This is a genomic window from Piscinibacter gummiphilus (assembly GCF_002116905.1).
Taxonomy (GTDB): domain Bacteria; phylum Pseudomonadota; class Gammaproteobacteria; order Burkholderiales; family Burkholderiaceae_C; genus Rhizobacter; species Rhizobacter gummiphilus.
Window position 1 is genome coordinate 5,629,187 of record NZ_CP015118.1, and the last position, 19,333, is coordinate 5,648,519.

The 19,333-nt window shown below is 69.3% G+C and carries 21 protein-coding genes; 11 read left to right on the forward strand and 10 right to left on the reverse strand.

Features of this window, described 5'->3' with window-relative positions; genetic code table 11:
• Positions 1-66: 66 nt before the first annotated feature.
• Both lnt and A4W93_RS25740 read right to left on the reverse strand, forming a co-directional pair.
• Entirely contained in the window at positions 67-1,713 is a 1,647-nt protein-coding gene (lnt, locus tag A4W93_RS25735) for an apolipoprotein N-acyltransferase (protein ID WP_237357626.1), read from the reverse strand.
• Positions 1,706-2,596: a CorC family transporter gene (locus A4W93_RS25740; RefSeq protein WP_085753331.1), complete on the reverse strand. Its 891-nt coding sequence runs from the start codon at positions 2,594-2,596 to the stop codon at positions 1,706-1,708. Before A4W93_RS25740 ends, lnt begins: the two co-directional genes overlap by 8 nt.
• A 182-nt stretch (positions 2,597-2,778) precedes the next feature.
• Here A4W93_RS25740 and A4W93_RS25745 point away from each other — a divergent pair, with 182 nt between their 5' ends.
• The 5 genes from A4W93_RS25745 (at position 2,779) to hslU (ending at position 8,680) form a co-directional block, all read left to right on the forward strand.
• The gene (locus tag A4W93_RS25745) at positions 2,779-3,825 is read left to right on the forward strand and encodes a CobW family GTP-binding protein (protein ID WP_085754330.1); all 1,047 of its coding nucleotides are present in this window, start codon (positions 2,779-2,781) and stop codon (positions 3,823-3,825) included.
• Positions 3,826-3,948: 123 nt separating this feature from the next.
• Positions 3,949-4,884: an RNA polymerase-binding protein DksA gene (gene dksA, locus A4W93_RS25750; protein ID WP_099959992.1), complete on the forward strand. Its 936-nt coding sequence runs from the start codon at positions 3,949-3,951 to the stop codon at positions 4,882-4,884.
• 39 nt (positions 4,885-4,923) lie between these two features.
• The gene (locus tag A4W93_RS25755) at positions 4,924-6,612 is read left to right on the forward strand and encodes an STAS domain-containing protein (protein WP_085753332.1); all 1,689 of its coding nucleotides are present in this window, start codon (positions 4,924-4,926) and stop codon (positions 6,610-6,612) included.
• 182 nt (positions 6,613-6,794) lie between these two features.
• Positions 6,795-7,331, forward strand: a complete 537-nt coding sequence (gene hslV, locus A4W93_RS25760) for an ATP-dependent protease subunit HslV (RefSeq protein WP_085753333.1) — start codon at positions 6,795-6,797, stop codon at positions 7,329-7,331.
• Complete coding sequence (hslU, locus tag A4W93_RS25765) at positions 7,328-8,680, forward strand: ATP-dependent protease ATPase subunit HslU (protein WP_085753334.1); 1,353 nt, start codon at positions 7,328-7,330, stop codon at positions 8,678-8,680. The genes hslV and hslU overlap by 4 nt, the downstream gene beginning before the upstream one ends.
• 82 nt (positions 8,681-8,762) lie before the next feature.
• On the opposite strand, the gene A4W93_RS25770 is transcribed toward hslU, so the two are convergent.
• Entirely contained in the window at positions 8,763-9,530 is a 768-nt protein-coding gene (locus A4W93_RS25770) for a type III pantothenate kinase (protein WP_085753335.1), read from the reverse strand.
• A 19-nt stretch (positions 9,531-9,549) separates the two neighbouring features.
• Positions 9,550-10,230 (reverse strand): hypothetical protein, encoded by a 681-nt coding sequence (locus A4W93_RS25775; protein WP_085753336.1) that lies wholly within the window; start codon positions 10,228-10,230, stop codon positions 9,550-9,552.
• Positions 10,231-10,381: 151 nt separating this feature from the next.
• Here A4W93_RS25775 and A4W93_RS25780 point away from each other — a divergent pair, with 151 nt between their 5' ends.
• The 3 genes from A4W93_RS25780 (at position 10,382) to A4W93_RS25790 (ending at position 13,679) form a co-directional block, all read left to right on the forward strand.
• Complete coding sequence (locus A4W93_RS25780; protein WP_085753337.1) at positions 10,382-11,218, forward strand: PPK2 family polyphosphate kinase; 837 nt, start codon at positions 10,382-10,384, stop codon at positions 11,216-11,218.
• Positions 11,219-11,508: 290 nt separating this feature from the next.
• The gene (locus A4W93_RS25785; RefSeq protein ID WP_157131779.1) at positions 11,509-12,015 is read left to right on the forward strand and encodes a hypothetical protein; all 507 of its coding nucleotides are present in this window, start codon (positions 11,509-11,511) and stop codon (positions 12,013-12,015) included.
• Positions 12,012-13,679, forward strand: coding sequence for a GMC family oxidoreductase (locus A4W93_RS25790; RefSeq protein WP_085753339.1), 1,668 nt, complete (start codon positions 12,012-12,014; stop codon positions 13,677-13,679). The genes A4W93_RS25785 and A4W93_RS25790 overlap by 4 nt, the downstream gene beginning before the upstream one ends.
• Before the next feature lie 57 nt (positions 13,680-13,736).
• Here the strand turns inward: A4W93_RS25790 and A4W93_RS25795 are convergent, their stop codons facing one another.
• Genes A4W93_RS25795 through A4W93_RS25805 form a run of 3 tightly spaced genes read right to left on the reverse strand, consistent with a single transcriptional unit; the run spans position 13,737 to position 15,643 of the window.
• A complete protein-coding gene (locus A4W93_RS25795) occupies positions 13,737-14,336 on the reverse strand; it encodes a hypothetical protein (RefSeq protein ID WP_157131780.1) in 600 nt (199 codons plus the stop codon).
• 40 nt (positions 14,337-14,376) lie between these two features.
• A complete protein-coding gene (locus A4W93_RS25800; RefSeq protein WP_085753341.1) occupies positions 14,377-14,676 on the reverse strand; it encodes a 2Fe-2S iron-sulfur cluster-binding protein in 300 nt (99 codons plus the stop codon).
• A complete protein-coding gene (locus A4W93_RS25805; protein WP_085753342.1) occupies positions 14,669-15,643 on the reverse strand; it encodes a GlxA family transcriptional regulator in 975 nt (324 codons plus the stop codon). Before A4W93_RS25805 ends, A4W93_RS25800 begins: the two co-directional genes overlap by 8 nt.
• A gap of 115 nt (positions 15,644-15,758) precedes the next feature.
• Between A4W93_RS25805 and A4W93_RS25810 the strand changes: the two genes are divergently transcribed.
• Together A4W93_RS25810 and A4W93_RS25815 are read left to right on the forward strand one after the other, a co-directional pair.
• Positions 15,759-16,397: a cysteine hydrolase family protein gene (locus tag A4W93_RS25810; protein ID WP_085753343.1), complete on the forward strand. Its 639-nt coding sequence runs from the start codon at positions 15,759-15,761 to the stop codon at positions 16,395-16,397.
• Between the two features lie 37 nt (positions 16,398-16,434).
• Positions 16,435-17,049, forward strand: a complete 615-nt coding sequence (locus A4W93_RS25815) for a histidine phosphatase family protein (protein WP_085753344.1) — start codon at positions 16,435-16,437, stop codon at positions 17,047-17,049.
• A 7-nt stretch (positions 17,050-17,056) separates the two neighbouring features.
• Here the strand turns inward: A4W93_RS25815 and A4W93_RS25820 are convergent, their stop codons facing one another.
• Positions 17,057-17,875 carry a DUF72 domain-containing protein gene (locus tag A4W93_RS25820; protein ID WP_085753345.1) on the reverse strand — a complete coding sequence of 273 codons (819 nt, stop codon included), beginning with the start codon at positions 17,873-17,875 and terminating at the stop codon, positions 17,057-17,059.
• A 151-nt stretch (positions 17,876-18,026) separates the two neighbouring features.
• Between A4W93_RS25820 and sugE the strand changes: the two genes are divergently transcribed.
• Positions 18,027-18,341, forward strand: a complete 315-nt coding sequence (sugE, locus tag A4W93_RS25825; RefSeq protein ID WP_085753346.1) for a quaternary ammonium compound efflux SMR transporter SugE — start codon at positions 18,027-18,029, stop codon at positions 18,339-18,341.
• Here the strand turns inward: sugE and A4W93_RS25830 are convergent.
• Positions 18,331-18,855 (reverse strand): glycine zipper 2TM domain-containing protein, encoded by a 525-nt coding sequence (locus A4W93_RS25830; RefSeq protein WP_085753347.1) that lies wholly within the window; start codon positions 18,853-18,855, stop codon positions 18,331-18,333. The two genes, sugE and A4W93_RS25830, sit on opposite strands and share 11 nt — an antisense overlap.
• Positions 18,856-18,940: 85 nt before the next feature.
• The gene (locus A4W93_RS25835) at positions 18,941-19,315 is read right to left on the reverse strand and encodes a hypothetical protein (RefSeq protein WP_085753348.1); all 375 of its coding nucleotides are present in this window, start codon (positions 19,313-19,315) and stop codon (positions 18,941-18,943) included.
• Positions 19,316-19,333 lie beyond the last annotated feature (18 nt).

Below are 19,333 nucleotides of genomic sequence, written 5' to 3' on the forward strand. Positions count from 1 at the left end.
GGTGGTGCAGTCACGGGAAAAGGGCAGGAGGCGGGATTTTACGGGCCCGCCGCCCCGCCCGGGATGTCAGTCTTCGGCGCGGCGGAGGACGAGGGCGCCCAGCAGCGGCAGCAGCGCCACGATCAGCAGCGGCAGCAGCCCGAAGCGCGAGGACCACGACGCGAACGGCGTCAGCCCGGTGCGCCCCGTCACCGGAGCGTTCAGCACGCCCTGCGTGAACGTGGGCATCGCCTGCGTCACGTGGCCGGTGTAGTCGATCACGGCGGTGGTGCCGGTGTTGGTCGCCCGCACCATCGGCCGCTGGAACTCGAGCGTGCGCATGCGCGAGATGTGCAGGTGCTGGTCGACCGCGATGGTGTCGCCGAACCAGCCGATGTTGGTCAGGTTCGCGAACACCGTGGGCGCCACCGGCTCGTCGGCGAACCGGGCGGCGAGTTCCTCGCCGAACAGGTCCTCGAAGCAGATGTTCGGGGCGACCCGTTCGCCCTTCACCGGGAACGACGGAGCCACCCGCGGGCCCCGGCCGAAGTCGCCGAGCGGGATGTTCATCAGGTTCGTGAACCAGCGGAAGCCGGTGGGGATGAACTCGCCGAACGGCACCAGGTGGTGCTTGTCGTAGCGGAAGAAGCCGTCGTCCATCTTCACCGTGTCGCGGGAGATGCCCACGGCGGAGTTGGTGTAGCTGGTCTCCAGGCTGCCGAGCGGCCGGCCGAAGAGGGCCGCCTGCGAGCCGCGCTGGAAGTGCTTCAGCAGCGGCTGCCAGTACTCGGGCGGCAGCTGCTCCGGCAGCAGCGGGACGATGGTTTCCGGCGCGATGACCAGGTCGCCGCGGGCGGCCATCAGGTTCTTCGCGGCCCAGTCGAGGTTCTGCGGCAGCACCTCGACCGCGAACTTCTCGTTCTGCGGCACGTTGGGCTGCAGCAGCGACAGTTGCAGCGTGCCCGTGGCCGTGGTGTAGCCCGGCAGCTTGATGAAGGTCAGGCCCGCCAGCACGACGCCGACGGTGGCCACGCACACGGCCGTGACCCCGCCCGGCTGGCGGCGGTCGCGCAGCCCGGCCACGAGCAGCGCGGACAGCCCGGCGGCCACCGCCCCGATGCCGTACACCCCGATCACCGGAGCCAGCGCCGCCAGCGGCGAGTCGACATGGGCATAACCCGAGGCGGCCCACGGGAAGCCGGTCAGGACGTAGCCGCGGGCCAGCTCGGCCAGCAGCCAGCAGCCGGCGAACATGGGCACGTCGAGCCACAGCGCGTGGCGCCGGAACTTCGCGAAGAGCCCCATCGCGGCCGCGAGGTAGAGGGACAGGAACGCCGACAGCGCGAACACCGCGAGCGCCGACAGCGGCGCCGACAAGCCGCCGTAGCGGTGCATGCTGATGTAGAGCCACCAGGTGCCGGCGCACAGCCAGGCCGTGCCGAAGGCGAAGCCGAGCAGCGCCGCGCGCCCCACCGAGGCCCGGCTCACGCGGAACGCGAGACCGGCCGCACACAGCAGCTGGATCCACCAGAAGCGCGGGTAGGCGGTGGGCAGCGCGTGCAGCGCGCCCAGCAGGATCACGAGGGCCAGGTCGAACCCGACGAAGACCCGGTCGATGGCCGTGCCCTTGCTGCGCCGGGCCCCGGCGCGGGCACTCCTGCCAGCGCTCTTGCCGGTGTCGCCACCGCGGGTTGTCGTACGGGTTGTCGAATTGGTTTTTTGAATGTCAGGCACCGTCACTCCCCAGGGCGATCTCGGGGTTGCGGGTGACCTTGAACCAGCGCACCGCGCCACCACGGGTCAACATGACCGAGAACACGAGGTTCGCGATTGTCACGGATTCGCCGCGACGCGGGACACGGCCCAGTTCCTGGGCGACCAGGCCACCGATGGTGTCGAACTCGTCGACCGGCAGGTCGACCACGAACGCCTCGTTGACGGCGGCGATCTCGGTGTCGCCCGCCACGCGGTGGCTGCCGTCGGCCAGGGTGTAGATGCCGGACTCGCCGTCCTTCTCGTCGAACTCGTCCTCGATCTCGCCGACGATCTCCTCCAGCACGTCCTCGATGGTGATGAGGCCGGCGGTGTTGCCGAACTCGTCGATCACCATCGCCAGGTGGTTGCGGTTGGAGCGGAAGTCGCGGAGCAGTTCGTTCAGGCCCTTGGACTCGGGCACGAAGACGGCCGGGCGCAGCAGGGTGCGCAGGTTCAGCTCGGGGGCCCGCTGCAGCTTGAGCAGGTCCTTGGCCATCAGCGTGCCGATGATGTTGTCGCGGGAGCCCTCGAAGACCGGGAACCGGGAGTGCCCGGTGTCGATCACGACCCAGAGCAGGTCGTCGTACGGCGACTCGATGTCGAGCACGTCCATGCGCGGCGCGGGCACCATCGCGTCGCCGGCCGTCAGGTCGGCCATGCGGATGACCCCCTCGAGCATGACCCGCGACTCGGGCGGGATCAGCTCCCGCTGCTCGGCGTCGGCCAGGGTCTCGATGAGTTCGTCGCGCGAGTCGACGCCCGGCGACACGAACTCGACCAGCCGCTCGAACAGGCTGCGCTTGTCGGCCTGCGGGGCATGACGGTCCCCCCGGGGGGGGCGGCTGGGATGAGGGTCGGGCATCGCGCGGGCGCGGGGAGTCGGAATGGGCAAAAGCTTAACAGCAGTAGGCGTATGTCCGGTCCGGCGAGCTTGACACATCTGGTACCTTCGAGAAAATCGCTTGTCAACCCCGCCCGCGACCCCACATGGGCCCGCATGGGTTCTTCTCCGCCGCCGGCGGCACCCTCCCCCACAGGTTTTCCATGAGTCTGATCCCCGCCACCATCCTGACCGGCTTCCTCGGTTCGGGCAAAACCACGCTGCTCAAGCGCGTGCTCACCGAAGCCCACGGCCAGAAGATCGCCGTCATCGAGAACGAGTTCGGCGACGAGAACATCGACAACGAGATCCTGGTGCAGGACAGCCGCGAACAGATCATCCAGCTGAACAACGGCTGCGTCTGCTGCACCATCCGCGAAGACCTCCGCAGCACGCTGACCGTCCTGGCGGCCAAGCGCCGCAAGGGCGAACTGCAGTTCGACCGCGTGGTCATCGAGACCACCGGCCTCGCCGACCCGGGCCCGGTCGCCCAGACCTTCTTCATGGACGACGAGGTCGCCGAGAACTTCCTCCTCGACTCCATCCTGACCCTGGTGGACGCCAAGCACGGCGACCAGCAGCTCGACACCCGCCAGGAAGCGCGCATGCAGGTCGGGTTCGCCGACCAGATCTTCATCAGCAAGGCCGACCTGGTCGACGACGCCTCGGTCGACGCCCTGGCGCACCGCATCAAGCACATGAACCCCCGCGCGCCGCAGAAGCGCGTGAACTTCGGCGACGTGCCGCTGAAGGACGTGTTCGACCTCAAGGGCTTCAACCTCAACGCCAAGCTCGAGATCGACCCCGACTTCCTGAAGGCCGACGACCACGGGCATGGCCACCACCACCATGACCACGATCACGACCATGAGCACGGTGAACATTGCGACCACCCGCATCACCACGCCCACGACGACGATGTCAAGTCTTTCGTGTTCCGTTCCGATAAGCCTTTCAATCCGGCCAAGCTGGAAGACTTCCTCGCGGCCATCGTCCAGGTGTACGGCCCGAAGATGCTGCGCTACAAGGGGGTTCTGAACATGAAGGGCAGCGACCGCAAGGTGATCTTCCAGGGCGTGCACCAGCTGATGGGCAGCGACCTGGGCCCCGCGTGGGCGAAGGGCGAGAAGAAGACCAGCAAGATGGTCTTCATCGGCCTCGACCTCCCCAAGGACGTCTTCCAGCAGGGCCTGGAGCAGTGCCTGGCCTGACCCCTTGACGGGGGGCAGCCCGAAGGACGGCAACGTGGCTACAATCCGCGGCGCCTGATCTCGGCTACCGGGGTGCACGTGGCCCCCATAGCGGGTATAACTGCCGTTGCGAGGAGATTTCCAGTGAGCAAGACCCCGGTCCAGCGAACCAGCGCGAGCAAGCCAGCGGCGAAGAAGCCGGCGGCCAAGGCCGCCGCCAAATCTCCGGTGAAAGCCACAACCACGGCCACAACCACGGCCACCGCGGAGGCCAAGCCGGCCGCGAAGGCCGCGGCCAAGTCGGCCCCGAAACCCGCAACCAAGGCGGCGCCCGCCCCTGCCAAGCCCACCCCTGCTGCCGTGACCCGCACCCCCGCCCCGAAACCCGAACCCGCCCCCGCGAAGGCTGCCCCCAAGGCGGCGCCGGTGGCCGAGGCCGTCGAGGCGGACAGCGGGGTCATGAAGGCCTCCTCTCCGCGTGTCGCGGCGGCCCGAGCCGCCGCGGCGCCCCCGCCGGCCCCCATTCCGCCGGCCACCTCCCGCTTCGCGGACCGCTTCGCGCCTCCGCGGCCCCCTACCCGCCAGATGAATTCTTCCGTGATCGACATCGCCAAAACCCCTCACAAGGCCGACCCCAAACTCGCCAACGCCTGGAAAACCAAGGCCGGCAGCGAACTGACCGAGGCCGAAGTGCTCGCCATGCCGGACAGCGAGTACATGAAGGACAAGCAGATCGAATTCTTCCGCGCCAAGCTGCAAAGCCTGAAGGACGACCTGCTCAGCAACGCCGGCGAAACCACCGAGCACCTGCGCGAGGACACCTCCATCGTCCCCGACCCGGCCGACCGCGCCACCATCGAGGAAGAACACGCCCTCGAGTTGCGCACGCGCGACCGTGAACGCAAGCTTCTGAAGAAAATCGCACAGTCTCTGGTCCGCCTCGATTCGGGTGACTACGGTTTCTGCGACGAAACTGGCGAACCCATCGGTTTGGGCCGCCTGATCGCCCGCCCGACCGCTACACTGTCCCTGGAAGCCCAACAACGGCGCGAACTGAAACAGAAGATGTTCGGCGACTGACGCCCTGCGTCGGCCCGATCCAGCTTTATTTCTTTCGACATGGCGGACAACAAAGACAGCTCCAGCTTCTTCCGGAAGGTCGTCAAGTTCGTGGCCAACCCGGCCACGGATTGGGCGCAGCTCGGCGCGCCCACGGAAGACGCTCGCGAGAGCGAATACGCCAAGTCCGAGCTCAAGGCGATGATCGAGCGCAAGCGGCGCAACGACTTCGTGCGCAAGCGCGAGTTCGACATGCTCCGCAAGGTGCGCCGCGAGGGCCTGACGAGCGAACAGCTCGCCACGCTCGGCGGCTCGTCCCGCATCGACGACTCCGAAGCCCGCATGCCCGAGAGCGGCGCCAAGCCGTACAGTGGCGTGAAGGCCAAGATCGACGAGATCGAGCAGCAGATGGTCGGCGACGGCCTGGCATCGCCCTCGCGCCGCACCCCTGCCTTCTACGACGCCCCCACGCAGCCCGCCGCGATGGGTTACGCCGCGACGCAGCCCGATGGCGGCACGCCCGGCCTGACCCCGGTGCCGCCGCCCGGCCCGCGCCCGGGCATCGCCCCGCAGGCCGCCGTGGTCATGAGCCCGGGGCTGTCCCCGCTCAACGGCAGCGTCGAATCGTCCGAACTCGCCCGCCCGTTCGCGGCGGAGGTCAGCGAGGTCGAGCACGACCCCGAACTCGACGAAGCCGTCATCGCTTTCGCGAACGCCGACTTCGAGCTGTGCGAGGAATCACTCTCCCAGCTCACCGCCACCTCCGGGCCCCGCGCCCAGCACGCGGAAACCTGGCTCGCGCTGTTCGACCTGTACCGCGCCATCGGCCAGCAGCAGAAGTTCGAGGGCCTGGCCCTCGACTACGCCCAGCAGTTCGGCTGGTCGGCCCCGCAGTGGTTCTCGATGCCGCGCCTCGTGGCCGAGGCCGCCAGCGAAGAGCGCCGCCCGAGCAACGCCCGCATCGACGGCAACGTCGGCTGGGTGTGCCCGAGCCTGGTCGAGGCCGACACCGTCGCCGAGTTGCGCTCGCAGACGCTGCAGATGCCGCTCCCGTGGGTCTTCGACTGGAGCGCGCTCCAGTCCATCGACGCCGAGGGCTGCGCCCGCCTGAGCGAACTGTTCCGCAGCTGGATGCCGCAGTCGATCGACATGCGCTGGGTGGGCGGCGAACGCCTGCTGCAGGTGCTGTCGGATGCCGCGCCCACCGGCGTGCGCGACGCGGACCCCGTCTTCTGGCAGGTGCGCCTCGACGCACTGCGCCTGGCCAACCGCCCCGACCAGTTCGACGAAGCCGCCATCGACTACTGCGTCACCTACGAGGTGTCGCCGCCGTCGTGGGAGCCCGTCACGTGCCAGGTGCGCATCAGCGGCTCGAACCTCAGCACCCAGTCGCCGCCCATGTCGGTCGTCAGCGACGTCTCCACCAGCTTCCAGGAATCCCAGCTCATCGACGAGCCGGGGGTGGTGCAAGTGGCCGGCGTCGAACTGTCGGGCCAGCTGGTGGGCGACATCAGCGCCACGCTGACCAAGATGCACGAGGACCTGGGCAACGCCACCATCGTCAACGTGTCGTGCGCCCGCCTGATCCGCGTCGACTTCATCGCCGCGGGCGACCTGCTGAACTGGGTGCTCGCCCGCCGCAGCGAGAACCGCTCGGTGAGCTTCTCCGACGCCCACCGCCTCGTCGCGCTGTTCTTCGGCGCGATGGGCATCAACGAACACGCGAAGGTCAAGGTCCGCGTCGTCTGATCCCGGCTTTCGCCGGGATGACGGCCAGCCCGCCGCCCGCCCCACCACTTCCGTCATTCCGACGAAGGCCGGAACCCTGGGCATCGGCCGAAGGTCCCGGCCTTCGCCGGGATGACACGTTGCGTGGGTTTTCTGTTTCGCACCGGGGTTGAACCCGGCGCATCCGCCCGGATCTGACCCCCATGGAAAACTATCACGGCACCACCATCCTGAGCGTGCGCCGCGGCAACGTCGTCGCCCTCGGCGGCGACGGCCAGGTCACACTCGGCAACATCGTGGTCAAGTCCACGGCCCGCAAGGTGCGCAAGCTCTACCGCGACCAGGTGCTGGCCGGTTTCGCCGGCGCCACCGCGGACGCCTTCACGCTGTTCGAGCGCTTCGAGGCCAAGCTCGAGAAACACCAGGGCCACCTCGTGCGCGCCGCCATCGAACTGACGAAGGACTGGCGCACCGACCGCGTGCTGCGCCGCCTGGAGGCCATGCTGGCCGTGGCCGACCGCGACGCCTCGCTGATCATCACGGGCAACGGCGACGTGCTCGAACCCGAGAAGGGCATCGTCGCCATCGGATCGGGCGGCGCGTACGCCCAGGCCTCGGCCCTCGCCCTGCTGCAGCACTCCGAACTCTCGCCCCGCGACATCGTCAAGAAGTCGCTCGAGATCGCCGGCGACCTCTGCATCTACACCAACCAGCAGCACACCATCGAGACGCTGGAATGAGCACCATGACCCCCCAGGAGATCGTCTCCGAACTCGACCGCCACATCGTCGGCCAGAAGGACGCCAAGCGCGCCGTCGCCATCGCCCTGCGCAACCGCTGGCGCCGCCAGCAGGTCGAGGAAGGCCTGCGCGGCGAGATCACGCCGAAGAACATCCTGATGATCGGCCCCACCGGGGTCGGCAAGACCGAGATCGCGCGCCGCCTGGCCAAGCTGGCCGACGCGCCGTTCATCAAGGTCGAGGCCACCAAGTTCACCGAGGTGGGCTACGTCGGCAAGGACGTCGACTCCATCGTCCGCGACCTGCTCGAGATGGCCGTGAAGCAGGAGCGCGAGGCGCAGATGCGCCGCCAGCGCGTGCGCGCGGAAGACGCCGCCGAGGAACGCGTGCTCGACATCCTCGTGCCACCGCCGCGCCCGTCCGGCCACGACTTCGGTCTCACCGCGAGCCCCCCGCCCGCCCCCGCCGCCGACAACACGGCGCGCCAGGTGATGCGCAAGCGCCTGCGCGAAGGTGCGCTCGACGACAAGGAGATCGAGGTCGACCTGGTCGAGCCGAAGGCCAACCTCGAGATCATGGGCCCGCCGGGCATGGACGAGATGGCCGAGCAGCTCAAGGGCATGTTCTCCAACCTCGCGCCCACGAAACGCAAGACCCGCAAGCTCAAGATCGCCGAGGCGCTGAAGCTGCTGGGCGAGGAAGAGGCCGCCAAGCTCGTCAACGAGGACGAGGTGCGCACCCGCGCCCTCACCAACACCGAGCAGAACGGCATCGTGTTCCTCGACGAGATCGACAAGGTCGCCTCGCGCTCGGACAGCGGCGGCGCCGACGTGTCCCGCCAGGGCGTGCAGCGCGACCTGCTGCCGCTGGTCGAGGGCACCACGGTGAACACGAAGTACGGCATGGTCAAGACCGACCACATCCTCTTCATCGCCTCCGGGGCGTTCCACCTGAGCAAGCCGAGCGACCTGATCCCCGAGCTGCAGGGCCGCTTCCCGATCCGCGTCGAACTGGGCTCGCTCTCGGTCGACGACTTCGAGGCCATCCTCACGCAGACCCACGCCAGCCTGCTCAAGCAGTACCAGGCGCTGCTCGCCACCGAGGGGGTCACGCTCGACCTCGCGCCGGACGGCATCCGCCGCATCGCGCAGATCGCGTGCGACGTGAACGAACGCACCGAGAACATCGGCGCGCGACGGCTGTCGACGGTGATGGAGCGGCTGCTCGACGAGATCAGCTTCGATGCGCCGAACCGGGGTGGGCAGACGGTGTCGATCGGGGCGGCGGAAGTGGATGCGAAGCTCGGCGCCCTCGCGAAGAACGAGGACCTGTCTCGCTACATCCTCTGAGAAACGCTGTCATCCCGGCGAAGGCCGGGACCCTGGGCGCAGGCTGAAGGTCCCGGCCTTCGCCGGGATGACATGCTTGTTTTCAAAGGGCCAGGCGATGGGATTGCAGGGCCAGCAACCCGTCGAACACGAGCTTCTCGACGTTCTCGAACTTCAGGTCGGTGATGGCCGACAGCTTCGGCGCCGCCCCGCCGCTCATCAGCAGCACGGGGTCCTGGCCGCAACGTTCGCGCAGTTTGCGGTGCATGCGCTCCACCGCGCCCACCATCGCGCTCGAGCCGCCGGTCATCAGCGCGTCGCTCGTGTTGGTGGGGAAGTCGACGATCTCGCCGGTGGGCACCTTCAGGCCCGCGGTGCTCATCTCGAGCGCCCGCTGCATCACGCCGAAGCCCGGCAGGATCATGCCGCCGAGGAAGTTGCCGTCGGCGTCCATCGCATCCACCGTCACCGCGGTGCCCACCATCACGACCAGCGCCGGGCGCGGGGCGCCGTGGGCCAGCACGCGGTGGCGCGCCCCGATGAGGGCCACCCAGCGGTCGGTGCCGAGGCGCCCCGGGTGGTCGTAGCCGTTGGAGACACCGGCCGCATGGGCGCTCGACACGACCCAGCGCGGGTCGATGTCCCACAGCTCCAGCTGCTCCTCGACGCGGCGGCGGATGCCCTCGCCGGCCACGACGCAGCCGAGCATGCTGCCCGGCGGGGTGAGTTTTTTCCACTCGGACTCGGCGAGCGTGTCGATGGTCTCGAGGAACACCGCGCCGTGCGCGACGAGCGGGGCCCCGGGGAACGGGGCCGCGTACTGACCCCACTTCAGGCGCGTGTTGCCGATGTCGATGGCGAGGAACGTCATGCGACAGAGATTACTACGGTCATGTCACCGATTGTGACGACAGCAGCTCACGGACGCGCGACATGGTCTGGGAGGCCCACAGCCCCTTGAACGGCTTGGTGATGCGCAGCTCCACTTCCTCGAGCAGCCCTTCGAGGTCCGCACGGCTGCGCGCGCGCCGCAGGCGCAGCAGCGTGAGCGACCCGGCGACCGGGGCTTCGGCGCGCACGGCGCGGATCATCAGGTCGCGGGCCTCTTCCAGCTGGGCATCGCCGCCCTCGCGGATCAGCGAATCGAGGTCGCCCAGGTCGGACGGGGGAGGTTCGTTCAGCATCACCGAATCGTTCAGCGTGGACTCGGGCTGCAGCGTCAGCGAGGCGGGCAGCAGGCTGCTGTGGACCGAATCGGGGCCGGCGGGCGGCACGTCGACCAGCAGCACCGGGCCGGGCGCGGGCGCCGGCTCCTCGGCCAGCGGCATCGGCGCGCTGACAGGCACTTCCAGCACGGGCTCGGGCAGCGTGATCATGCCGAGTTCGACGAGTTCGTCGAAACAGGTTCCGGCCGCGCCGGCCTGCAACGCCATCTGCCGCACCTGGAGCTCGGACCGCTTGCCGTCGACCAGCAGCAGCACCGTGCGATGGCGCTGGCTCAGCTTGCGCTGGCGACTCGCCAGCTCGGCCACGGCCTCCGGCGTTTTCTGGGGAATGGTCTGGGCGGCCACGTTGACTCCTGCTGTCTCGTGTCTGTTTGTGCGCGGGGCGTACCCGTCGTTCTAGGACCGGATTGTGCCGGGATTCCGACAGCCCGAGCCCCCCGCCGATGGGTGACAGAATGAAAACCTGCACCGATTTCCACAGGGAAGGAACGCATCGATGGCCGCCACGAAGATTGACGCTAGCCCTTACCAACACGCCACGGCAGACAGCGCCTCGAAGAAGTTCCGCCTCGACAAGGTGGACCCCGGCGACAAGCCGTTCTCGACCGGCGACAAGGTGGAGGACCGCGCCCTCGTCGACACCCTCGCCGTCGAACTCGACACGCTGCAGAACCTGCTGTATGCCGACCGGCGCTTCAAGCTGCTGGTGGTGCTGCAGGGCACCGACACGAGCGGCAAGGACGGCACGCTGCGCGGGGTGTTCGGCCGCATGAGCGCCCTGGGCGTGAAGACCATCGGCTGGAAGGCCCCGAGCGAGCAGGAGCGGGCCCGCGACTACCTCTGGCGCATCCACCAGCACGTGCCGGCCGCCGGCGAGATCATGGTGTTCAACCGCAGCCACTACGAGGACGTGCTCGTGCCGCCCGTCAACGGCTGGATCACGAAGGCCCAGACGAAGCAGCGCTACGCCCACATCAACGACTTCGAGCGGATGCTCACCGAGACCGGCACGGTGGTCTGCAAGTTCATGCTGCACATCTCGAAGGACGAGCAGCGCGCGCGACTGCAGGAACGCCTCGACGACCCGGCCAAGCGCTGGAAGTTCGCGGCCGACGACCTGACGGCCCGCAAGCAGTGGGACGACTACCAGGCCGCGTACGCCGACCTGGTCTCGGCCACCGGCACCTCCTGGGCGCCGTGGACCGTGGTGCCGGCCGACTCCAAGACCCACCGCAACCTGATGATCGCGACGCTGCTGAAGCAGAAGCTCGAATCGATGGACCTGGGCTACCCGCCCGACGACCCGGCCCTGAAGGACCTGAAGGTCACCTGAGCCGGACCGATGCCCGCCGCGGGAGCGGCGGCCGGCTCGCTCGCCAAATGCACTAGCGTGCACTTACGAGCGTGAAACTCGCGGGGAAACCCGCGCAGCCCGCACACAAACTGTTGCATCGACACCCCCTAAATCGTTGTTGCGCGAAGGTTTTCCCTCGCGACACCGTCATGAACGCCCGTTTAGGATTTGCACATCCGTGCAGATCAGACCGCGCGGCAACGCGGCGGGACGGATTCCATCGCCCGCCGACGACTTGGTAGCCAAGCCATTGGAGGACAACGATGACAATGAATCGAAGAGACGTGCTGGCCACAGGGGTGGCCGGCGGAGCCTTGTGGGGGACCGGCCTGGGCAACGCCCAGGCGCAGGTCGTGCCCCCCGTGTCGGCACTCGATGCCGCCTCGCTCGCCATCGTGCGGGTGTGGGTGCCCATCGTGCTGGGCGAAAGCGCCCTGCCCGCCGACCCCACCGCGCGGCAGGCGGCCATCACCCTCGTCGCCCAGCGCGCCGGTGAACTGGTCAGCAACTACCACCCGTTCAACCAGGCGAGCGTGCTCGGCCTGTTCACCACGCTGAAGAACGGCCCCCAGATCTTCAACCCCGCCTTCCCGCCCACCTGGGAAGCGATGCCCGCGGCGGCCCTCACGGCCCTGCTCGACGCCCTGCGTCTGAGCGCATCCGCCAGCCAACGTTCGATCTACAGCGCCTTCATGGGGATCATCCCCAACGCGCACTACTCGAACCCGACCAACTGGCCCGCCATCAACTACCCCGGACCGCCGAGCATCAAATGACCATCACCATTCCACAAATCGTTCCCGTGCCCTCGAAGAAGCCGGTCGACCCGTGGGTCGTCGGCAAGAAGGCCGGATGGAAGATCACCGACGCCTCGACGATCACGGCGGACCAGACGGTCACGTTCGACGTCGTCATCATCGGCACCGGTGCCGGCGGCGGCATCACCGCCGAGATGCTCGCCACCGCAGGGCTGAAGGTCGCGCTGATCGAGGAAGGCCCGCTGAAGAGCTCCACCGACTTCAACATGAAGGAATCGGAAGCCTACCCGGCGATGTACCAGGAAGCGCTCGGCCGCCGCACGCTCGATGGCGGTGTCGGCATCCTGCAGGGCCGCACCGTCGGCGGTGGCACCACCATCAACTGGGCCACCAGCCTGCGCACCCCGCCCGTCGTGCTCGAGCACTGGCAACGTCGCTTCGGCCTAACCGACCTGACCCAGGCCCGCATGGACCCGTGGTTCCGGGCCGTGGAAGCGCGCCTCGGCGTGCAACCGTGGAAAGGCGTGCCGAACGCCAACAACGCGATCCTGTCGAACGGGCTTTCGCGCCTGGGCTACACGTGGGGCACCCTGTCGCCCAACGTGCGCGGCTGCGCGGACCTCGGCTACTGCGGCCTCGGGTGCCCGATCAACGCGAAGCAGTCGATGCTCGTGACCACGCTGCCCACGGCGCTCGCCCGCGGCGCCAGCCTGTACACGCGCCTTCGCGCCCAGAACTACGTGTTCAACGCCGCGAAGACGAAGGTGGAATCGCTGGTGTGCGACGCACTCGACCCCGCGGGCCTGCGCCCGAGCGGCCGCAAGGTGACCTTCAAGGCGAAGCACTTCGTGCAGGCCGCCAGTGCCATCAACGGCCCGGGCCTTCTGCTGCGTTCGGCGGCGCCCGACCCGTACGGCACGCTCGGCAAACGCACCTTCCTGCACCCGTCGGCGGCCGTGAGCGGCATCTACCCGAACCAGGTCAAGGCCTTCCAGGGCCTGCCGCAGTCGGTGTACTCGGACCACTTCCTCGACCAGAACCCCGTCACCGGCCCGCTCGGCTTCAAGCTCGAGGTGGCCCCGCTGCACCCGGTGCTCGTCGCCAGTTCGGTGGCGGCCACCGGTGAGGGCCATGCGGACGTGATGCGCAACTACGCCAACTACGGCACCGTGATCTCCTTCGTGCGCGACGGGTTCCACCCCGACGCGCCCGGTGGCTCGGTGGTGCTTCGCTCCGACGGTTCGCCGATCCTCGACTACCCGCTCACGGCGCCGGTGTTCGAGGCCCTGCGCCGCGCGATCAAGGTGCAGGTGGACGTGCAGTTCGCCGCCGGGGCGACCCGCGTGTTCACGGGACACCAGCAGTCGAAGCCGGGCGGCTACACGAGCAACGCCGAACTGCAGGCCGCGATCGACGGATTCAACTTCTCGTCGGGCCTCGTGCGCCTGCAGTCGGCGCACCAGATGGGCGGCTGCGGCATGGCGGCCGATCCGAAGCTCGGCGTGGTCAACGCCGATGGCCGGCACCACCAGCTGACCAACCTGTCGGTGCACGATTCGTCGATCTTCCCGACCAGCCTCGGCGCGAACCCGCAGGAGACCATCTTCGCGCTGTCGGCCCGCATGACCACGAAGCTCGCGCTCGACATCTTCAAGAAGAACTGCGCGCTGACCTCGGTCTGACCGCGGAACCCACCTCGTCGGTTTGAAAGGCGCCCCTCCCCCGGGGGGCGCCTTTTTTCATTCCAGGCGCGTCCAGGGCTGGGTGTAGTCCACACCCGTGGGGTAGCCGTCCGCGTTCAGCGTCCCGTCGCCCTGGCCGAGGAAGAGCTGGCCGCCGACGCGCACGCGCAGGTCCTTCTCGTTCGTGTAGCTCGCCTGCACGAGGTCGTCGCTGTAGATCACGAGGCCCGAATCGGGCGCCACCACCTGCAGCTGGCCGTCGACGATCCGCACGTGGTCGCTGCCGGTGTCGACCGTCAGCGCGCCGCCGGCCGACGAGGCGGTGAAGCGCACCGCGGTCACCGAGCCGGACGACGGCGCGGCAACCGACTGGGTGCCCGTGCCGGTGAGCAGGATCAGGGGGAAGCGGATCGAGACGAACGCGGGGCCACGGCACCGCGTGCCGAAGTACTGCCGCAGGCCGAACGAGGCCTGGGTGTCCGAGAACGTGAGCACCGTCTGCATCGACGTGAAGCCGTCGGCATTGGCCGCGCAGACCGCGAAGCTGCCGTTGACCGAGGTGTCATCGGCCGACACGTCCCCTTCGGCATCGCCGCCACCGCCACAGCCCGCCACCATCGCGCCCAGCAGCAGCGCCCATCCCCATCGTGATCGCATCGTCGTTCGTGTTCCCTGGAATCGATCGGGCCAGGATAGCTCAGGCCGCCCGGGCGTGCGGCACCTGCAGCGTCAGCGGCGACTCGGGCCGCGCCACGCACGGCAGGATCCAGCCTTCCTGCTTCTCCTCGGCGCTGAGCCCCGGCCACTCGATGGCGTAGCTGACGCGCCCGGCGGTGGCGAGGCACATGCAGGTGCGGCAGGTGCCGTTGCGGCACGAGCTGGGCAGCACCACGCCGGCGGCCAGCGCGGTGGCGAGCAGCGTGTGCTCGCGGGGTGCGTCGAGTTCGCGGCCGAGCGGCTCGATGCGCACGGGGAACGTGGGCTCCGCGTCAGCCATGCACGGCGCCCTGGAACTCGCGGCGGTAGGCCGACGGCGACGTGGCGAGCGCGGCCGCGAAGTGCTGGCGCATCGACAGCGCCGTGCCGAAGCCGGCCTCCACCGCGATCAGGTCGATGGGCCGCTGCGTCGTCTCGAGGAGGCGCTGCGCGAACGCGAGCCGCTGGCCCTGCAGCCACCGGCCCACCGTGGTGCCGGTGGCCTCGCGGAAGTGGCGGGTGAAGGTGCGCCGGCTCATGCGCGCGCGTTCGGCCAGGCTGTCGAGGGAATGCGTTTCGTCGAGGTGATGTCCCACCCAGTCGAGCAGCTCGGAGATGCGGTCGCCCTGCACCACGGTGCGCACCGGCTGCGCGATGAACTGGGCCTGGTTGCCCTGGCGGTGGGGCGCCACCACCATGCGCCGCGCCGCGCGGTTGGCCACCTCGGCGCCACACAGGCGGCGCATCAGGTGCAGGCAGCAGTCGAGGCCGGCGGCCGTGCCGGCGGAGGTCAGCACCTGGCCATCGTCGACGTACAGCACGTCGGCATCGAGCCGCACCTTCGGGTAGCGTTCGGCGAACGCCGGGGCCAGGTGCCAGTGCGTGGTGGCGGGGCGGCCGTCGAGCAGCCCGGCCTCGGCCAACACGAACGCCCCCAGGCACAGGCCCACCACGGTGGCCCCGCGCCGGTGGGCGGCCCGCAGCGTGTCGAGCAGCTCGGGCGGGGCGGGCCGCAGGTCGTCGTGCCACGACGGCACCACCACGATGCCGGCCGCGCCCACGGCCCCGAGCCCGTCGGGCACGTCGATGCGGAAGCCCGCGCCGGTGCCGAGCGACCCCGGCGCCACCGCACACACGCGGGTCTCGAAACGCGGGCTCTGGTCGTGGATGCGGTCCTCGCCGAACACGAGGCACGGCACGGACAGGTGGAACGGGCTGATGCCGTCGAAGGCGATCACGGCCACGGACAGGGGGGTCGACGTTGGCATGGCCCGATTCTATCGAAAGTTGACATTCGGGCCACTGTCGGCCGGCGTCGCCGCTGCGCAGAATGCCTTCCATGGACAGCGCCTCCCGCTGCCCTCCACCGAAAAGGAGAACCCCATGACCGCCCCGCGCCGCGCCCTTGTCGTGATCGACGTGCAGAACGAGTACTTCACCGGCAACCTGCCGATCGAGTTCCCGCCGGTGGCCACGAGCCTGCCGAACATCGGCCGGACCATGGACGCGGCCACCGCGGCCGGCATCCCGGTGGTGGTGGTGCAGCACACGGCCCCCGCCGGCGCCCCCATCTTCGACAAGGGCACGCCGGGCTGGGACCTGCACCCCGAGATCGCCCGCCGGCCGCATGACCACCACGTGCACAAGCGCGAGGCCAGCGTGTTCACCGGCACCGAGTTCGGCGCGTGGGTGAGCGCCCAGGGCATCGACACGCTGACCATCGTGGGCTACATGACACACAACTGCGACGTGTCCACCGTGATGCAGGCCTCGCACCTGGGCCTGAAGGCGGAGTTCCTGTCGGACGCGACCGGCGCGCTGCCGTACGAGAACGCCGCGGGACGCGTGAGCGCGGAGGAAATCCACCGCGCCTTCAGCGTGGTGCTGCACAGCAACTTCGCGGCGGTGGCCACCACCGACCAGTGGCTGGCGGCGGTGCGTGCGGGTGAAGCCCTCCCGATGGACAACGTGCCGATGTCGAACCGGCGCGCACGGGAGACAGCGGCCGGCCGCAACGCGTGATAGAACGGCAGGCTCCGACGTCCTCGAGGGCCTGCCCATGTCGATCATTCTCGTGCGCCACGGCGAAACGCTGCTCAACGTGGCCCGCACCCTGCAGCCCGCCGACACCCCGCTCAGCCCCACCGGCCTCGCGCAGGCCGCCGCGGTGGCCCGCCGCCTGGCCGATCAGGGCGTGGGGGCCATCGTCAGCAGCGACCTGCCGCGGGCCCGCGCCACCGCCGACGCCATCGCCTCGGCCACCGGCCTGCCGGTGGCCGAAACGCCGCTGCTGCAGGAACGCAACTTCGGCGACCTGCGCGGCCAGAGCTACGACAACCTCGGCTTCAACCCGCTGACGATGACCGACGCCCCGCCCCACGGCGAGTCGGCCGACGCCTTCTTCAAGCGCGTGGCCCGGGCCTTCGACGACGCCGTGCAGCGCCAGCGGGGTCTCGCGAAGCCGCTGGTGGTGGTGACCCACGGCCTGGTGATCCACGCGATGCTGCAACGCCACCTTCAACTGGCCGCGATGCACACGATGCCGGCGCGGCTCGGGAACACGTCGGTGACGGTGTTCAGCCCCGAGGCGCCCTACCCCGTGGACCTGGTCGATTGCACGGCGCACCTCGCGGGCGCGGTGCAGGACAAGGCCGGCAGCTTGTCGGGCGGGTGACGGCAGATCAGTCCGCCACCGGCGCCCAACCCAGTCGTTTCAGCAAGCCCCCCGCCGCCAGCGGCGCCTTTTCCTTCGCACCCGCGATGAACAGCATGAACACGTCGCGTGCCGACCCCGCCTTCGGCGCGGCCTCCACCCGCGGCAGGTCGGCCGGGTGCTGGCCCTGCGACCACGTGCGGGCCGCCTCGGCCCAGTCGTCGAGCGCCTTCGGCGTGTAGCCCAGCTTCACCGTGGGCTGGGTGCGCATCAGGCGGGCGTACACGAACGGGCCCGTGACGTCGGCGAACACGGGGTAGTCGTCGGAGTCGGCGAAGACCGTGGCCATGTGGTGCTGGCGGGCGAGCGCGAGGTACTCGGGCACCATGAAGCTCGGGTGGCGCACGTCGAGCACGTGGCGCAGCGCCACGCCGTCGACTTCCTTCGGCAGCAGGTCGAGGAAGGCGGCGAAGTCGTCGGGCACGAAGACCTTGGTCTCGGCGAACTGCCACACGATGGGGCCGAGCTTCTCGCCCAGTTCGGAGATGCCGCTGTGGATGAACTTGTTCACCGAGTCGCCGGATTCGGCGAGCACGCGGCGGGCCGTGGCGTAGCGGGAGGCCTTCACCGAGAAGACGAAGTCGTCGGGCGTGTCGTCGCGCCACTTGGCGAAGGTGGACGGCTTCTGGGAGCCGTAGAAGGTGCTGTTGATCTCGATCATCGAGACCTGACGGCTGGCCCAGGCCAGCTCCTTCGCCTTCGACAAGCCCTCGGGGTAGAAGGTCTCGCGCCAGGGCTCGTAGTTCCAGCCACCGATGCCGACACGGATTTCGGGTTTTCGCGCCATGGTCACCTCGCTCGGATTCGCATCACAGGAATGCCATCTTCGCCCAGGCGCGCGCCAAGTCCTGTCAGGGAATGGGTGGTAAATCCGCCACCCCGAAGGCGGTCGCCGCGGTCGATAGACTCGCCCTCTTTCGACTGTTCTGGAGTGCGAGATGTCCTGGATCCTGCTGGTCATCGCAGGCCTGTTCGAGGTGGGCTGGGCCATCGGCCTGAAGTACACCGACGGCTTCACGAAGCCGCTGCCCACCGTGCTGACGGTGGGGGCGATGGTCGCGAGCGTCGGCCTGCTGGGCCTCGCGATGAAGGAGTTGCCGGTGGGCACCGCCTACGCGGTGTGGACCGGCATCGGCACGGTGGGCACCGTGCTGCTGGGCGTGTGGCTGCTGGGCGACTCGGCCTCGCCGATGCGGCTGGCCTGCGTGGGCCTCATCATGCTCGGCATCGCCGGGCTCAAGCTCACAGCCTGATCAGGTCGTTGCCCTCGACGCGCACGCGGTCGCCCACCTGCAGGCCGTCTCGAGCGCCCACGCGCACGGTGCGCGTGTCGCCGTCGTCCATGCGAACCGACACGCGGTAGCCCACGACGTGTTCGCTGCGGCGCTTCTCGATCTCGTTGCCGGCGAAACCGCCGCCCACGGCACCGACCACGGTGGCGACCTTGCGGCCGTTGCCGTCGCCGATCTGGTTGCCCACGACCCCACCCACCACGCCGCCGATCACGGCACCGGCACCGGTGGGTTTCTTCGCCTCGACGATGGCTTCGACGCCGGTCACGCGGCCCAGGTGGCGCTCGACCGGGGGCGCGCGGCGCTCGGCCACCGGCTGGGTCCGCGTCGTGGGTGCGGCCGCGGTGGCTGGGGTGTCCATGCGAGGCATCACGGGGTCGCCCTTTTCCGGTCCGCAGGCGGTCATGACGGCGGCGGAACCGATGGCGGTCAGGAAGACGGCAAGGGCGGGAAGGCTGCGTTGATGGGCATTCATGGGAAACCTCGACTGGCAGAAATCGGTGCCAGGATCTTCCCGCCGCGCCCCTGCCGCGGCTGCCCGCCGATGGCGGATCGCGGCGTCAGCCGCCGCCGAAGCGCCCGTAGGACAAGGCCACACCCACGGCGAGCAGCACCAGCAGCACGGCGTTGATGGCGATGAGCCACCGCGCGCGGGCGCGCAGCACCCCGATGGCCTCGACCACCTTGGCGTTCTGCTCGGCCAGCGCCTCGACCAGCTTCGCCGACGCCTGCTCGCGTTCGGCCATCTCCTGCAGGCGCGCCTCGAGCAGCCGCAGCCGCTCGGAGGGGTCGGCGCCGGGCGGCACCACGGGCGCGGGGTCGTCCTCGGTGCGCGAGAAGATCTTGCGCGCACCCTTCACGATGGCCGGCGCGGCCGTGATGACGTCGCCCCACGGGACGACCTTGAGCGCGGTGATGAGGCTGCCGAGGGCCACGGGCGGGAACCTTTCTGC

Coding starts and splice junctions, on each gene's coding strand:
- A4W93_RS25745 (WP_085754330.1), top strand. CDS start 2,779: ATGAGTCTGATCCCCGCCACCATCCTGACCGGCTTCCTCGGTTCGGGC.
- hslV (WP_085753333.1), top strand. CDS start 6,795: ATGGAAAACTATCACGGCACCACCATCCTGAGCGTGCGCCGCGGCAAC.
- sugE (WP_085753346.1), top strand. CDS start 18,027: ATGTCCTGGATCCTGCTGGTCATCGCAGGCCTGTTCGAGGTGGGCTGG.
- A4W93_RS25820 (WP_085753345.1), bottom strand. CDS start 17,875: ATGGCGCGAAAACCCGAAATCCGTGTCGGCATCGGTGGCTGGAACTAC.
- A4W93_RS25795 (WP_157131780.1), bottom strand. CDS start 14,336: ATGCGATCACGATGGGGATGGGCGCTGCTGCTGGGCGCGATGGTGGCG.
- hslU (WP_085753334.1), top strand. CDS start 7,328: ATGAGCACCATGACCCCCCAGGAGATCGTCTCCGAACTCGACCGCCAC.
- A4W93_RS25780 (WP_085753337.1), top strand. CDS start 10,382: ATGGCCGCCACGAAGATTGACGCTAGCCCTTACCAACACGCCACGGCA.
- A4W93_RS25770 (WP_085753335.1), bottom strand. CDS start 9,530: ATGACGTTCCTCGCCATCGACATCGGCAACACGCGCCTGAAGTGGGGT.
- A4W93_RS25815 (WP_085753344.1), top strand. CDS start 16,435: ATGTCGATCATTCTCGTGCGCCACGGCGAAACGCTGCTCAACGTGGCC.
- A4W93_RS25810 (WP_085753343.1), top strand. CDS start 15,759: ATGACCGCCCCGCGCCGCGCCCTTGTCGTGATCGACGTGCAGAACGAG.
- A4W93_RS25830 (WP_085753347.1), bottom strand. CDS start 18,855: ATGAATGCCCATCAACGCAGCCTTCCCGCCCTTGCCGTCTTCCTGACC.
- A4W93_RS25785 (WP_157131779.1), top strand. CDS start 11,509: ATGAATCGAAGAGACGTGCTGGCCACAGGGGTGGCCGGCGGAGCCTTG.
- A4W93_RS25740 (WP_085753331.1), bottom strand. CDS start 2,596: ATGCCCGACCCTCATCCCAGCCGCCCCCCCCGGGGGGACCGTCATGCC.
- A4W93_RS25800 (WP_085753341.1), bottom strand. CDS start 14,676: ATGGCTGACGCGGAGCCCACGTTCCCCGTGCGCATCGAGCCGCTCGGC.
- A4W93_RS25755 (WP_085753332.1), top strand. CDS start 4,924: ATGGCGGACAACAAAGACAGCTCCAGCTTCTTCCGGAAGGTCGTCAAG.
- A4W93_RS25790 (WP_085753339.1), top strand. CDS start 12,012: ATGACCATCACCATTCCACAAATCGTTCCCGTGCCCTCGAAGAAGCCG.
- A4W93_RS25805 (WP_085753342.1), bottom strand. CDS start 15,643: ATGCCAACGTCGACCCCCCTGTCCGTGGCCGTGATCGCCTTCGACGGC.